This window comes from Enterobacter sp. WPR_3_1 (assembly GCF_003635055.1).
GTDB lineage: Bacteria > Pseudomonadota > Gammaproteobacteria > Enterobacterales > Enterobacteriaceae > Enterobacter > Enterobacter ludwigii.
In genome coordinates this window covers 72156-87057 of the sequence record NZ_RBXU01000002.1, presented here as the reverse complement: position 1 = coordinate 87057, position 14902 = coordinate 72156, and the positions used below count along the sequence as shown (strand labels likewise).

Here is a 14902-nt window from a genome sequence, read left to right as displayed (position 1 = left end):
ATGCGCCACCCGGCACGTAAAAAGCCGCTGAGCGATCAGCGGCTTTTTTTATTATCAGAACGAATACCTTAACCCCAGGCGGATACGGTACTGCTCGCGGTTGTAATCATTCCATCTGTCCAGCCACTGAAGCTCAAGATAGGGCAGCCAGTTTTTATCGATTTTATAGCTAAATTTGTGGGTGATTTCCCAGTGATGGTCTTTGCCATTTTTGCTGTGGTAATCGTTCACGCGCTGGAAAAAATGCGGTTCAAAGGTATAGAAAAACGCATCCGTGACCTTGAAATTCCAGTAGTTAGCGAATTCGTGAGTGTCGTTTTTATCCATCTGGCCGTTGTAGTCCGGCGTATCGTAATTGTTGTGGTTATAGCGATAACGGAAGGTCAGGTTAAACCAGTCGAGAAATTTATAATTGGTATCCAGATAGATAGCGCCTCCGGACCCGGCGCTGCTGTCATTCAGTAAACCGCCAGGCTGAAAGGTGAGTTTATCGGTCGGTTTAAAAAGCGGATACCACCCTTCAATTTCGTTATAGCTGTGCTTAAGCTCGTCCCATTTGCCCACGTTATAGGCGTTAGTGAACATCAGCCCCGCGCCGTTATCGAAGTTATAGCCGGCACGCAGGATCACTTCGTGCAGTTCAGAGGCCGTATTATAGGCTTCGCGCGTTTCGACATAGGCACCGGCAACTGCCGAGCAGGACACAGACGACACAACCAGTGCAGTAACGATTCTTTTCATAATCAGTCCATGTATGAGGTACAGAAAGGCCCCCCTCCTGTTACACAGGAAGGGAATCAGGGCCGGATTTATTGTTATAAAGTGACTGCTGACGCTTTATTGTTGGTGGTTAACTCAGGGGGTTTTGCGGGTTGTTTTTTCCGTTTTCCAATCTCCTCAATAATAAAGGCGAAGCGTGCTTCGTTGAGTTTATAAAAGAGTGCCATGGTTATCGCGGCAACGATCGCCAGGCCGCACGGCCAGAGAAAAATTAGCTGACGGAGCCCCAGTAGCGTGCCCGCACTCTGCACGGCGTGTGGAATGTAGCCAATCTGCGTCAACATAATGCCCGGCAGGAAACCGGCGAGGGCGGCGGAGATTTTGCGCGAGAAGGTATAACCGGTATAAACCGACCCTTCGGCGCGAATGCCTGTTTTCCACTCGCCATAATCCACGGTATCGGGCACCAGCGCCCAGTTGAGGCTGTTTACGAATGCCGTACCGAAAAAGGCCATGCAGGAAAAGAGCACAAAGAGCAGGGAGCTGGTTCCCCAGAGGAAGTTCATTACGTCGCCCACGGCCCACAGCGTCAGCCCGCCAAGGTAGACCGGCTTCTTGCCGAAGCGCTTAACCGCACCCGGCACCAGAAACACGCCAACCAGAATGCAGCCCATACTGAAAAAACCCATCCACGACAGCAGATGCAGATCGTTTAGCACGTACTGGGTGTAGTAGACCTGAATCGCCAGTTTGATATTAAACGCGGCGAGGGTGCAGAGATTGGCGATACACAACACCAGCAACGGCGGGTTGCGGAAAATGGCACAGAAGGATTTCAGGATGCCAGGCTTATGATGATCGGGCATGACCTCCACATAGCGCTCTTTCACACCGCTGTAGCACCACCACATGCAGAACAGACCGCCGGTGACGAACACCAGTGCGGCCACCAGATAGCCGAGACAGGGCTGGCTAACAAACAGCGCCTGGATTGGCATAAACCCCACGGTGCAGAGCAACAACCCAACCGTTGCGCCACCCTGACGCCAGGCCGCAAGCTGCGCCCGCTCGTTCGGATTTTTAGTGATGGCGGGAACCATCGCGCCATAAGAGCAGTTCATCAGGCTATAACAGAGGCCAAACATCATGAAGAGCAGGGTGGCAATAGCGGTTTTCACCGTCAGGCTAAAATCGGTGGCCACAAACTGCGCCGTGGCCACCAGGGCAACCGGCACCGAGGCATAAAGAATAAACGGCCTGAATTTGCCTCTGGCACCGATGTTACGCCGCGAATCCAGCAACACCCCGGTCAGCATATCGGTGAATGCGGTAAAGAACTTCGCTACCAGGAAAATAATGCCGCCATAAAAAGCGGGCATGCCCAGTTCATCAGTATAAAACTTCAGCAGATACAGCGTGCCAATACAGAGCATCAGGTTAGAGCCAAAATCGCCCATCCCGTAGGCGCACTTTTCGCGCAGGCTCAGCTTCAGGGTTAACGGATCACTCTTGTGTGTCATGGTCGATCCTCACAGCGCCCCGCAGGGCGCTCTCTCAAGTCAGTTATGCTGTACGTTTGCGCAGTTCAATTTCTTCCACGATGCGCACATACATCTTCTCGTTGAGGTTGTAGAAACAGCCCATCGCCACGATGGTGATGACGGCCAGCAGACTGGGGTAGATAAATATCAGCTGCCGCAGCCCTTCAACCGTTCCGGCGGATTGCACCACGTTTGGCACATAGCCGATTTGCGTGAGCATGATGCCGGGGAAGAAGCCGGCCAGCGCCTGTGAGACCTTCCGGAAGAAGGTAAAGCCGGTATAGACCGTCCCTTCGGATCGTACGCCGGTGCGCCATTCGCCGTACTCCACGGTATCGGACACCAGCGCCCAGTTGAGGCTGTTCACGAAGGCTGAGCCGAAGAAGGCCAGACAGGAGAACGCCACAAAGCTCACCGAACCACCGCCAAAGAAGTAGTTGAGCAGGTCGCCTGCCACCCAAATCAGCAGCCCGCTGATATAGACCTTTTTCTTGCCGAAGCGACGCACCGCGCCGGGCATCATAAAGACGCCGATAAAAATGCAGCCCATGCTGAAAAAGCCCATGTAGGACAACAGAATAGGGTCGTTCAGCACGTACTGCGTGTAGTAAACCTGAATGGCGAGCTTGACGTTAAAGGCCCCCAGCGTGCACAGGTTGGCGATGCAGAGAATAAACAGCGGTCGGTTACCGGCGATGGCGCGAAACGACTGCAGCAGGCCGGGCTTCTGGGCTGGATTGGCGGGCTGCATTTCAACGTAACGCTCGGTCACGCCCTTATAGCACCACCACATAAAGAACAGCCCGAACAGCGAGAAGAGGGTCGCGGCAAAGATATACCCAAGCTGGTCATTGCCTTCAATCAGGTTCATTACCGGCACAAACCCGACGGTACAGAGCAGCAGGCCAAGCGTGGCGCCACCCTGACGCCAGGCGGCCAGCGAAGCGCGCTCGTCCGGGTTTTTGGTAATGGCCGGCACCATCGCACCGTAGGAGCAGTTCATCATGCTGAAGAACAGGCCGTAAAGCATGAACAGCACGGTCGCCATCACTGTTTTGCCGGTGATTTCAAACGGCGTGCCGACAAAGTTTGCGATGGCCAGTAACGTCACCGGGAACGCCGCATACAGCACGAACGGGCGGAATTTGCCCTTAGGACCGATCTTGCGTCGGGAATCGAGCATGATACCCGTGCCCATATCGGTGAAGGCGGTGAAGAACTTGGCAATCAGGAAGATGATCCCGCCGTAGGTACCAGGCAGGCCAAGAACGTCGGTGTAGAACTTCAGCAGATACAACGTGCCGATATCCAGAAGGATGTTAGAGCCGAGATCGCCCATCCCGTAGGCGAGTTTCTCTTTAAACGGCAGGCGTAGCGTTGCCGGATCGGAAGCGTGTTGACGCATTATTGTTCTCCATCTGCCCGCAGGTTTCCCCGCGGGCGAGCCTTATCAGATATGACGTAAGGTGCTAAAAAGCTCTGCCCATTCGCTTTGCTGGCGATAAAACACCGGCGGTTTGCCGAGCGGAGCGTCAACGGTGATGTCACCGCCCTCATGCGTTTCACCCGTCCAGGCATTCACCCAGGTGTCCTCAGGCAAATAGAGCGTCCAGTCACGACGGCCTTCTTCATGGACCGGTGCCACCAGCAGATCGCGGCCAAACAGATACTGGTATTTCAGCGTGTAGCTGCGCGCATCGTTTTCGTAATGCAGGAACAGCGGGCGCATCACCGGCAGGCCGCTTTTCGCGTTCTGCGCAACGGCGGCTTTTATGTAGGGCTTCAGGGTAGTGAAGACGGTCGTCATACGCGCAAAGTGGGCGATGGTTTCGCCGTCGCCATCAAACTGCCAGTTATCGCCAGGGCGGTTGCCCTCGTGGGTACGCATCATCGGTGTGAAGGCGCTGAAGTCGCACCAGCGCAGCAGCAGCTCTTTGCTGCGTTTCATCTCAAACAGCGTGGTATAACCGCCGATGTCGCTGTGATGCAGCCCGTGCCCGGTCATTGCCAGTGAGAGTGCCGCAGGAACCACTGATGCCAGACCGTCGTCCAGGCTCCAGTCGACGTTCTGATCGCCGGCCCACATCATCACCGAGTGTTTCTGGCTGCCGGTATAACCCGCGCGCATAAAGAACAGGATCTCGCCGAGCTTGCCGGTCTCTTCCAGCGCCTCGTAGTTACATTTCGCCCATAGCGCAGGCCAGGCGTTATGCATGATTTCCGCGCTCACGCCGTTGTGCAGGAAGGTATCAGTCGGCAAATATTCACCAAAATCAGCCATCCAGCCGCCACAGCCCAGCGCTATCAGGTTCTTTTTGATGACCTCTTTGTACCAGTCGTAGGCTTCCGGATTCGTCAGGTCGATAACGGCCGCATAGAACTCGCCGAACTCGACGTGATAGTCCTGACCGTCGGCGTTTTTGGTCAGATAGCCGCGTTTCGCCGCCTCTTCACAGAGGTCTCTGTCGCTGGCCACGTAAGGGTTGATATAGGAGAGGAACTGCACGCCCTCCTGCTTCCACTGCGGGATACGTGTATCCAGCTGCGGATACAGATCGCTGTTCCACTTCCAGTTCCACATCACGCGTTTGCCAAAGGAGGTCATCCGGATGCCGGACCAGTCCTGCGCCCAGATACCGTTCACCTTCACACCGCCGTTGCGCATGGTGTCGAGCTTTTGCTGGCACACGTCGGTGCCGCCCTGAACGCCCAGCGTTACCCCGTCGTAAACCCAGTCCGGCAGTTCGGGCTGGCGGCCCAGTAACCCGGTCAGTTTTTCCAGCAGATCGACATACGTTTGGGCACATTCGAAGCGCAGCGTGGCGTTATCTTCCCAGAAGGCCAGCTCATGGAACGCCGGCGCGCTGAAGTCGAAATTCATATAACAGCTGTTATCCACGTGGCAGTAGTACTTCTGGGTACTCACAAAGGTGGGTTGCGGGAAGAAGGTCCAGTAGTAATCGCCGCCCGCGTTCTCTTTGCAGTCTGCCTGCCAGGTGACGTAGGTCTGCTTATTACGGCCCACGCCCTGCTCGCTGGTCCACAACGGGAACGGCTTGCCGCGCAGGTCGAAGTAGGAGAACTGCTCTCCGCAACCATAGATATGATCCTCGGGCTGGGCCGCCAGCCGCAGCCAGATGCGGTTATGGCTGGAGGCATCATTTTTGAGTTTCAGCTCCAGGCGTCCTTCGGCATCCACACCCACCAGTAGCGTGGCGCTGACGGCGTCACCCCGGGTAAAGCGAATCGCCCAGCCCGCATTTTGCGGCGCGACGGTGGCCTCGGTCAGGGCAATTTTTTCGTTGAGTTTGTCTTTGATGCTGAAGTTGCCGCGAAACATCTCGATATCGGCTTCACCTGCGCCGATCCACAGGCACGGGGTGTCGGCGGTGTGGGACAGAATCAGACGATCCTGCCAGCTCAGGGTGAAACCATGTTCACTGCTTTTAAGAATAATATTGTGTAGGGTACGCATAAGATCTCCGTTTTTATTATTTGGCCTGGCTATCCAGTAATCCGGCGGCAACGGCCGGGGCTAACCCTGGCGCCAGCGGTAAGCGAGGGATCACCAGGCAATGCAGCAGATGATAAATATCCTGCTTGCCGTCCCAGACTTTGGTGGTCACTTCGTTATGGATATCCAGCTCCTGCCACCATGAACCGTTCTCGTAGTCGATCAGGTATTTGATGCAGTAATCCCACCATTTCTGATACCAGGCTTCGTACTGCGCCTCGCCGGTGACGGTATAGAGCGCATAGGCCGTTCCCATCGCTTCGACAATCGGCCAGCGCACGCGCTCGCGAACGATGGGCTTACCATCCCAGCCAACGGAATAGACAAAACCGTCGGCACCATCGGGTGCCCAGGCGTCGCGGATTGTGGCGTTGAACAAGCCTTTTGCATCTTCCAGCAGCCATGCGGGTGGTGTTTCAAAACGCGCTTCCAGCGCAGCGCGCAGGTGCAGCATCAGGCGGCTCCACTCGATCCAGTGGCCTGGCGTACCGCCGTAGGCGCGAAAACGGTGAGCGGGGTTATCAATGTTGTAATCGCGGATGGGGTTCCATTGCGTATCGAAATGCTCATTAACCCGGTACTCGCCCTTGCGTGCCACGTCGTGAATGATCACCGAAGCAATGCGCAGGGCGCGGTCGAGCCATTTACGGTCATGCGTCACGTCATACACAATCAGGAAGGCTTCGACAGCGTGCATATTGGCGTTGCCACCACGGTACTCTTCGGTTTTGCTGAAGGCCTCATCCCAGGATTCCAGGCACATCTGTTCCTGTTCGCTCCAGAAATAACGCTCAATCACCTCGATGGCATCGTCCAGTAACTTGCGAGCCTGCGGATGGCCGGTGGTGACGGCGCTGGCCGCGCCCAGCAAAACAAAGAAGTGCTGATAGCCCTGCTTGGAGGCATCCATAACGCCTTCATCGTTAATACAGGCGTACCAGCCGCCATATTGCGGGTCACGCAGCGGGCCATTCAGGGCGTTGATGCCATGCTCCACCAGGGCATATGCGCCGGGACGCCCCATGTTTGCCGCCACGGCATAAACGTGCAGCATACGGGCGGTGATCCACAGATGTGTGCCCATATCGCTGCGCACCTGACCGTTATTGCCCAGCCAGCCAAAGCCGGTCGGCACGGCGGCGTTTTTACCGAAATCGAGAATGCGGTCAGTCTCTTGTTCAAGCCAGCGGTTATGGCTCAGGGTGTTAAACCATTTCATGTTCGGGTCCTTTCTTAACGGCGAGCCATCATTTCGTCGACGATCTCACCCAAACGCTGCAGTTTCGGCACAGAAATATCACGGAGCATCAGTTCCGTGTCCGGCAGGCCAATCACTGATGACCAGACGGCGCGGCCGGCTAAAAAGCCGGATGCGCCTGCCTGCATGGCAACGCTCACCGCCCTTGGGAACAACTTATCGTCCACGCCGGATGAGAGGATCACCCACGGCATGGCGATGTTCTCGTTCAGTTTTTGCGAGGCAGTCAGCAATTCCTGCTGAGAGCCTTTGCCGAACAGGGGCATCTCCACTTTGTAGAGATCAGCTCCGCTGTCTCCCAGCTCTTTTGCCGCGTCGATAATGGCCTGTTCACGATTAAACGTCGCGCCGCGACGCGGCGGGCGGACTACCGGCTCAATAATGCTGAGCAGTCCATTGTCATGGCACAGCTGATTGAACGCTTTCACCATCTCCAGACGCTGCTGCGGATCTTCGTCGCTACGCCACAGCACCAGTAGCTTCAGCGCTTTACCGCCATCGCGCCTGACCGCCTGGGCATCAACGTTTTTATCGATGACGACGCTATCAACGGGGATCCCGTTTCCCGGAATAAATTCGTCTGCTGCCACAATCATCGCGCAGCTTTTGGCAACGGCCTGTTGCTCAACGATCTGCTGGTAGCAAAACTGCTGATCGACAAGAATGGCGGAGGCATACGGCGACAGAATCTTGGCCGCGTTGACCTTAAAGTCGGTGAGATGCCGATCGGTGACCGGCACCGGTGCGCCAGCCGCAGCAAACATCAGGCGCATTGCTTCGCGCTGGTCAACGGCCAGCATCGCAAAACCGCCGGAAGGTCGGGTGATATCTTTCAGGGTGTACATCGTCATTCCTCAGTCCTTTCGTATCAGTGTGTTTTTTTCAGCCCGGCGGATGCGCGAACCTGTTCAAGAATGGCTGTCCAGTCTTCGCGCCCGCGTCCGGCGGCCCGCGCCTGGTTGTAGACTTCACGGGAGGCTGCGCCCAGCGGCATCGGGACGTGGAGCTGGTTTGCCACGTCCAGCGCGATCCCCAGATCTTTATGCGCGAGGTCGATCATAAAGGCCGGTGTAAGATCGCCTTTGAGCACCTTGTTAGGCCATGAGGTGGTGAAGTGGCCTTTGCCTGCTGGCGTACCGCTCATAACGCTGAGCGCCACATCGAAAGAGAGGCCGAGGGCTTCACACAGCACGGCGGCTTCAGCGGACAGCGCGTTCAGGGCAATGCTCATGTAGTTGTTAATAAGCTTCACGCGGATGCCCATGCCTGGCCCACCTGCGTTTATCAGTTCATTGCCCATCGCCATCAACACCGGCGTGGCTCGTTCAACCTGCTGCGCGCTGCCGCCAGCCAGAAGGAGTAATGTTCCGGCGACGGCATGGTCCGATGTGCGTCCGACAGGCACATCCATCATGCTGAAACCACGTTCAGCCATGTCGCGGATCAGGGCATCGGTCTGTAGTGGGTGAATGGTGGACATATCAATGACCAGCGCTTCGCGGGATAAGCCTTCGCAGACGCCCTGCTCACCAAACAATACTGTGCGAACCAGGTCTCCGTTTGGCAGCATGGTGATGACAAATTCGGCCTCCTTTACTGCCTGTGCAGGCGTGGCTGCAGCCAGGGCTCCACGCGCCACCAGGGCCTGTATCGCCTGCGGGTTTACATCAAAAACGTGAAGCTGGTGGCCCTGTTTAAGCAGATTCGTTGCCATGGGCGCACCCATCTGTCCTAACCCGATAAAGGCAATTGCTGACATGCTTCTCTCCTGTCACATCGTGTCAATTATTGAGCGTTTGTGTTGTCTGTTTTTGATCGTATTTGTAATTTATAGTCAAAAAATTGACAGGGGTCACTTTTTAAACATTTCGTGAAATTAAAATGAGAGCATCAGAAAACGCAGAAGGAATCACCATGACTCGCATCGTTTGTGTCGGCATTACCGTGCTGGATCGCATCTGGTATCTCGATGATTTACCGAAAGAAGGTGGCAAATATGTCGCAAAAGACTATACGGAGGTGGGCGGTGGTCCCGCGGCGACTGCGGCGGTGGCGGCAGCGAAACTGGGGGCTGAGGTGGACTTTATTGGCCGGGTGGGTGATGACGATACCGGCAGAAGACTGCTCGCGGAGCTGGAGTCCCTGGGGGTAAACACGCGCTATACGCGGATGGTGAAAGGAGCCCGTTCATCGCAATCGGCCGTGCTGGTTGATGGCCACGGGGAGCGTGTCATTGCTAACTACCCCAGCCCCGATCTCCCGACTACAGCGGCATGGTTGCAGGATATCGATTTTTCGCAATGGGATATCGTATTAGCCGACGTGCGCTGGCACGAAGGGGCTAAACAGGCGTTCACCCTTGCCCGCCAGCAGGGCGTCAGCACGCTGCTTGATGCCGATGTCACCCCGCAGGACATTGCTGAACTGGTCGCCTTAAGCGATCACGCGGCCTTCTCCGCGCCGGGTTTGCGGCGTTTAAGCCAGCTGGACGATACGGAAAACGCGCTGAGAAAAGCACAAACGCTCACAAATGGACATGTCTACGTCACGCAAGGGCGTGAAGGGTGTTACTGGCTGGAGCAGGGCGCGCTTCGTCATCAGCCGGGATTTGCGGTCGACGTGGTGGATACCACAGGTGCAGGGGATGTCTTTCACGGCGCGCTGGCGGTGAGTCTGGCGCAGCAGGGGGCGTCACCAGACGCGGTACGTTTCGCGAGCGCGGTTGCGGCACTGAAATGTACCCGGCCCGGCGGACGGGCGGGTATACCTGACTGTGATCAAACCCGCTCTTTTTTGTCACTTTTTGTATAAAATGCGGGGCGTGATGGTTTTCAGAGGACAGCCCATGAGCCTTACCGAACTGACCGGCAACCCGCGGCACGATCAACTGCTTACGTTGATTGCTGACCGCGGCTATATGAACATTGATGAACTGGCGCAACTGCTGGACGTCTCAACGCAAACCGTGCGCCGGGATATCCGCAAGCTGAGTGAGCAGGGGCTGATCACGCGTCATCATGGCGGCGCGGGCAGGGCATCCAGCGTGGTGAACACCGCATTTGAGCAACGTGAAGTCTCCTTGACCGAAGAGAAGCGGGCCATTGCCGAAGCGATTGCCGACTACATTCCCGATGGTTCAACCATCTTCATTACTATCGGGACGACGGTGGAGCACGTTGCCCGGGCGCTGCTCAACCATAATCATCTGCGCATCATCACCAACAGCCTGCGGGTGGCGCATATTCTGTATAAGAACCCGCGCTTTGAAGTGATGGTGCCTGGCGGTACGCTGCGTCCGCATAACGGAGGCATTATCGGGCCTGCAGCGACGGCGTTCGTGTCAGGCTTCCGTGCCGATTACCTGGTGACCAGCGTCGGAGCAATTGAACACGACGGCGCGATGATGGAGTTTGACGTTAATGAAGCCAGCGTGGTGAAAACCATGATGGCCCACGCTCGACATATTTTACTGGCGGCCGATCATACGAAATACCACGCCTCTGCTGCCGTTGAAATTGGTAACGTGTCGCAGGCAACCGCGCTCTTCACCGATGAGCTACCGGGATCTGCGCTGCACAATCATCTCAAATCCAGCAAGGTTGAAGTCGTTGAGGTAAATTCAGGCGACGAACAGCAGGCAGGCTAACCCTTCTTAATGGCCCGATATTCAGGCTCGGGCCTTTCCTTTCTGTAAGCTGAATCTGGCGCATAGCCAAACCTTATCTTTCCCGCTACAGTTACTTTTCCACGGCGAGCAGGAGATAAAAAATGCTTTATATCTTTGACTTAGGAAATGTAATCGTCGATATCGATTTTAATCGGGTGCTGGGCGCATGGAGCGACTTTAGCCGTGTCCCGCTGGCGACGTTAAAGCAGAGTTTCGCCATGGGCGAGACCTTCCATCAGCACGAGCGCGGCGAAATTAGCGATGAAGAATTTGCTGAACGTCTGTGTCATGAAATGGATGTGCCGTTAAGTTACGAGCAGTTTTCCCATGGCTGGCAGGCAGTGTTCGTCGCGATCCGCCCGGACGTGATCGCCATTATGCATAAACTCCGCGAGCAGGGGCATCGGGTTGTGGTGCTGTCGAATACTAACCGTCTGCATACCACGTTTTGGCCTGACGAGTATCCTGAGGTGCAGGCGGCGGCCGATAAAATCTACCTCTCCCAGGAGATGGGGATGCGTAAACCCGAAGCGCGTATCTATCAGGCGGTTCTGCAGGCGGAAGGATTCACCGCGGCCGATGCGGTCTTTTTCGACGACAATGCCGATAATATAGAGGGAGCTAACCAGTTGGGTATCACGTCAATTCTGGTGACCGGAAAGGAGACGATACCAAACTATTTTGCGAAGCAGTTATGCTAAAAACCGTTCATCAAAAAGCCACGCATCATACTCGTCCGCTCAGGGCGTGGCTGAAACTGCTCTGGCATCGCATTGATGAGGACAACATGACCACGCTGGCGGGTAACCTCGCCTACGTGTCATTGCTCTCGCTAGTGCCGCTAGTGGCCGTCATTTTTGCGCTATTTTCCGCTTTTCCAATGTTTGCAGATGTCAGCCTGCAGCTTCGCCACTTTGTCTTTGCGAATTTTATTCCCGCCACCGGGGATGTCATACAGAACTACATTGAACAGTTTGTCGCTAACTCCAGCAAAATGACGGCGGTCGGGGCGTGTGGCCTGATCGTCACGGCGCTGTTATTGATGTACGCCATAGATAACGCGCTGAATGCCATCTGGCGGAGTAAAAAGGCGCGGCCCAAGGTTTATTCCTTTGCGGTGTACTGGATGATCTTAACGCTGGGGCCCTTGCTGGCCGGTGCGAGTCTGGCTATCAGTTCGTATCTGCTTTCGCTGCGCTGGGCCAGCGATCTCAACGGCGTTATCGATAACCTGTTGCGTATCTTCCCGCTGATTTTATCGTGGCTCTCTTTCTGGCTGCTTTACAGCGTGGTACCGACCACGCGCGTGCCTAACCGCGATGCGGTCGTGGGCGCGCTGGTCGCGGCATTGCTCTTTGAACTGGGCAAAAAAGGGTTTGCCCTTTACATCACCATGTTCCCGTCTTATCAGCTGATTTACGGCGTGCTGGCGGTGATCCCCATTTTATTTGTCTGGGTCTACTGGACCTGGTGTATCGTCTTGCTTGGTGCCGAAATAACTGTCACTCTCGGCGTATACCGCGAACTTAAAAAAGCAGCAGAAGCTGAAAAACAACAAGAAGCAGACCAACCATGATTGCATTGATACAGCGCGTAACCCGTGCCAGCGTCACCGTGGAGGGAGAGGTGACGGGTGAAATTGGCCCAGGACTTTTAGTGTTGTTAGGTGTCGAAAAGGATGATGACGAACAGAAAGCCAACCGCTTGTGCGAGCGCGTGCTGGGCTACCGCATTTTCAGCGATGCGGAAGGTAAGATGAACCTGAACGTTCAGCAGGCGGGTGGCAGCGTGCTGGTGGTCTCCCAGTTTACGCTGGCGGCCGATACCGAGCGCGGCATGCGCCCGGGTTTCTCTAAAGGTGCCGCACCGGATCGTGCAGAAGCCCTTTACGAGTACTTTGTGGCGCGTTGTCGTCAACAGGACATGAATACGCAAACCGGACGATTCGCTGCAGATATGCAGGTATCGCTGGTGAACGATGGCCCCGTCACATTCTGGCTCCAGGTATGAGCCAACTGGCGGCGTGGCCGCGGGTAACAAGAGAGAGTACAGCTATGTATCACCTTCGAGTACCGCAAACGGAAGAAGAGTTAGAAGCCTATTACCAGTTCCGCTGGGAAATGTTACGCAAGCCATTACATCAGCCAAAAGGGTCTGAGCGCGACGCCTGGGATGCGATGGCCCATCACCAGATGGTGATGGACGAAGAGGGTAACCTCGTCGCCGTTGGGCGTTTGTACATTAATGCCGATAACGAAGCTTCAATCCGCTTTATGGCGGTTCATCCTTCCGTGCAGGATAAAGGCCTCGGCACCTTGATGGCGATGACCCTCGAGTCCGTTGCCCGTCAGGAAGGGGTTAAGCGCGTCACCTGTAGCGCCCGCGAAGACGCCGTCGAATTCTTCGCCAAACTCGGTTTTGTTAACCAGGGGGAAATCACCGCCCCGCAAACCACGCCGATTCGTCACTTTTTGATGATCAAACCCATCGCTACGCTGGATGATATTCTCCATCGCGCCGACTGGTGTGGGCAGCTCCAGCAGGCCTGGTATCAGCACATTCCCCTGAGTGAAAAAATGGGCGTGCGTATTCAGCAGTACACCGGGCAAAAATTCATTACCACCATGCCGGAAATCGGCAATCAGAACCCCCATCACACCCTGTTTGCCGGCAGCCTGTTTTCGCTCGCCACGCTGACCGGCTGGGGGCTTATCTGGCTGATGCTCCGCGAACGCCATCTTGGCGGCACCATTATTCTGGCCGATGCCCATATTCGTTACAGCGCGCCGATCAGTGGTAAGCCGAGCGCCGTTGCCGATCTTGGCGCACTTGGGGGCGATCTCGACCGCCTGGCGCGCGGGCGTAAAGCGCGCGTACAGATGCGCGTTGAGCTGTTCGGCGATGAAACGCCGGGTGCTGTCTTTGAAGGTACCTACATCGTTCTTCCTGCGAAGCCGTTTGGCGCGTTTGAAGAGGGTGGAAACGAAGAAGAGTAGACTCCGTCGTCCCGGCATGATTGCCGGGCTAATTCCCCGCGCCGATCCGTCTGGCAATATCCCTCAGAAGATCGCGCGCAGACGGGCTGACCCCACCAAGCTGGAAAAATCCATGGATAACCCCCAGCCACCGCTGAGCCGTACACGTGACGCCTTGCTCAGTCAGGCGCTGATATAGTGCCTCACCTTCGTCGCAAAGCGGATCAAACTCGGCAGTAATGATGTGCACGGGAGGCAGGCCGCTAAAATCCTTTCGCCAGAGCGGGCTCGCTTCAGGATGCTGGCGTTCCGTGTTGGCCAGATAGAGCTCATATCCGCTCAGCAGCGTATCGCGGGTGATGACGTAATCCGCGCCGTTACGGGTATAACTTTCAAAAGAGGCCGTGGCATCCAGCATTGGGTAGATAAGAATGAGCTGCGCCGGCTGCCAGAGTCCGGAAGACGTGAGCCGCAGGGCAGTCACCAGTGCCAGATGACCTCCCGCGCTGTCCCCGCACAGGGTGATACGGTTTTTATCCACGCCAAATATATCCGCGTATTGCCAGATCAGATGTGCGCATCTTTCTGCATCATCATGAGCGGCAGGGTAGGTATGTTCAGGAGCAAGTCTGTACTGGATCGCAATGACGCGGCAGTTGCCATAAAACGCTAACTGGCGCAGTTGATTATCGTGAGTATCGAAGCCGCCGCTGATAAAGCATCCCCCGTGGTAGTAGATAACGGTCGGCAGCTTTTCACCAGCATCTGGCGGAGAGAAGACGCGATATGTGATGCCTTCGAGGTTCAGCGTTTCTACGTCAACGCGCGTTTCTGTCTCACCGGCAAGCGCCGTGCTGGCAATATAGCCTGCTCTCCGGTCATCAATACTTTGGCTACGCGCAGAAGGGCGTCCTGCTGCGATGAACGCCTGAACCAGCGTATCAATCCCTTTTTCGAGTGCCATGTGGGTCCCTTTAATCTGTATGAATATACAGTGTTATAACTCAGTTTGTTGTCGAGTGAAACAGGGAAAATGAGGCTGAAAACGATTCTGGAAAGCGGCTCGCAAAAGTAAACATGGATATTAAATTTGGCTTTAGTCCTGAATAACGCACGTGTAGTTTGCCTGCACAGTGATGCTGGAAGATATGCGAGAGGAAGGCGAGGATGTTTCAGTCAACCAGATACAGGCCGGGCAAACCAACGTTGCCCGGCACTGTGAGTGGG

The 14902-nt window shown here is 55.6% G+C and carries 14 protein-coding genes; 6 read left to right on the top strand and 8 right to left on the bottom strand.

Features of this window, described 5'->3' with window-relative positions; all coding sequences use genetic code 11:
• Positions 1–54 precede the first annotated feature (54 nt).
• From ompL to yihU, 7 genes are all read right to left on the bottom strand, one after another.
• A complete protein-coding gene (gene ompL / locus BJ887_RS00890) occupies positions 55–741 on the bottom strand; it encodes a porin OmpL (protein WP_121339071.1) in 687 nt (228 codons plus the stop codon).
• A 74-nt stretch (positions 742–815) separates the two neighbouring features.
• Positions 816–2240 carry an MFS transporter gene (locus BJ887_RS00885; RefSeq protein WP_121339069.1) on the bottom strand — a complete coding sequence of 475 codons (1425 nt, stop codon included), beginning with the start codon at positions 2238–2240 and terminating at the stop codon, positions 816–818.
• Between the two features lie 43 nt (positions 2241–2283).
• The gene (locus tag BJ887_RS00880; RefSeq protein WP_020883982.1) at positions 2284–3666 is read right to left on the bottom strand and encodes an MFS transporter; all 1383 of its coding nucleotides are present in this window, start codon (positions 3664–3666) and stop codon (positions 2284–2286) included.
• A 45-nt stretch (positions 3667–3711) separates the two neighbouring features.
• On the bottom strand, positions 3712–5736 hold the full coding sequence (locus tag BJ887_RS00875; protein ID WP_121339066.1) for an alpha-glucosidase: 2025 nt from the start codon (positions 5734–5736) through the stop codon (positions 3712–3714).
• A gap of 16 nt (positions 5737–5752) precedes the next feature.
• Positions 5753–6994 (bottom strand): sulfoquinovose isomerase, encoded by a 1242-nt coding sequence (yihS, locus tag BJ887_RS00870; protein ID WP_121339065.1) that lies wholly within the window; start codon positions 6992–6994, stop codon positions 5753–5755.
• Between the two features lie 14 nt (positions 6995–7008).
• Positions 7009–7884, bottom strand: coding sequence for a sulfofructosephosphate aldolase (yihT, locus tag BJ887_RS00865; RefSeq protein ID WP_025202734.1), 876 nt, complete (start codon positions 7882–7884; stop codon positions 7009–7011).
• Between the two features lie 17 nt (positions 7885–7901).
• On the bottom strand, positions 7902–8792 hold the full coding sequence (yihU, locus tag BJ887_RS00860; RefSeq protein WP_121339063.1) for a sulfolactaldehyde 3-reductase: 891 nt from the start codon (positions 8790–8792) through the stop codon (positions 7902–7904).
• 155 nt (positions 8793–8947) lie between these two features.
• Here yihU and BJ887_RS00855 point away from each other — a divergent pair, with 155 nt between their 5' ends.
• The 6 genes from BJ887_RS00855 to fabY all read left to right on the top strand — a co-directional run bounded on the left by BJ887_RS00855 (position 8948) and on the right by fabY (position 13696).
• Positions 8948–9844 (top strand): sugar kinase, encoded by an 897-nt coding sequence (locus tag BJ887_RS00855; protein ID WP_044867216.1) that lies wholly within the window; start codon positions 8948–8950, stop codon positions 9842–9844.
• 34 nt (positions 9845–9878) lie between these two features.
• Positions 9879–10679 carry a DeoR/GlpR family DNA-binding transcription regulator gene (locus BJ887_RS00850; RefSeq protein WP_032679260.1) on the top strand — a complete coding sequence of 267 codons (801 nt, stop codon included), beginning with the start codon at positions 9879–9881 and terminating at the stop codon, positions 10677–10679.
• A 122-nt stretch (positions 10680–10801) separates the two neighbouring features.
• A complete protein-coding gene (gene yihX, locus BJ887_RS00845; RefSeq protein WP_014172238.1) occupies positions 10802–11401 on the top strand; it encodes a glucose-1-phosphatase in 600 nt (199 codons plus the stop codon).
• Positions 11395–12276, top strand: a complete 882-nt coding sequence (locus BJ887_RS00840) for a virulence factor BrkB family protein (RefSeq protein WP_014172237.1) — start codon at positions 11395–11397, stop codon at positions 12274–12276. Before yihX ends, BJ887_RS00840 begins: the two co-directional genes overlap by 7 nt.
• Positions 12273–12710: a D-aminoacyl-tRNA deacylase gene (gene dtd, locus BJ887_RS00835; RefSeq protein WP_020883977.1), complete on the top strand. Its 438-nt coding sequence runs from the start codon at positions 12273–12275 to the stop codon at positions 12708–12710. Before BJ887_RS00840 ends, dtd begins: the two co-directional genes overlap by 4 nt.
• Positions 12711–12754: 44 nt before the next feature.
• Positions 12755–13696 (top strand): fatty acid biosynthesis protein FabY, encoded by a 942-nt coding sequence (gene fabY / locus BJ887_RS00830; protein ID WP_020883976.1) that lies wholly within the window; start codon positions 12755–12757, stop codon positions 13694–13696.
• A gap of 28 nt (positions 13697–13724) precedes the next feature.
• Here fabY and BJ887_RS00825 read toward each other — a convergent pair whose 3' ends face one another.
• Positions 13725–14639: an alpha/beta hydrolase gene (locus BJ887_RS00825; protein WP_121339060.1), complete on the bottom strand. Its 915-nt coding sequence runs from the start codon at positions 14637–14639 to the stop codon at positions 13725–13727.
• Between the last annotated feature and the right edge of the window lie 263 nt (positions 14640–14902).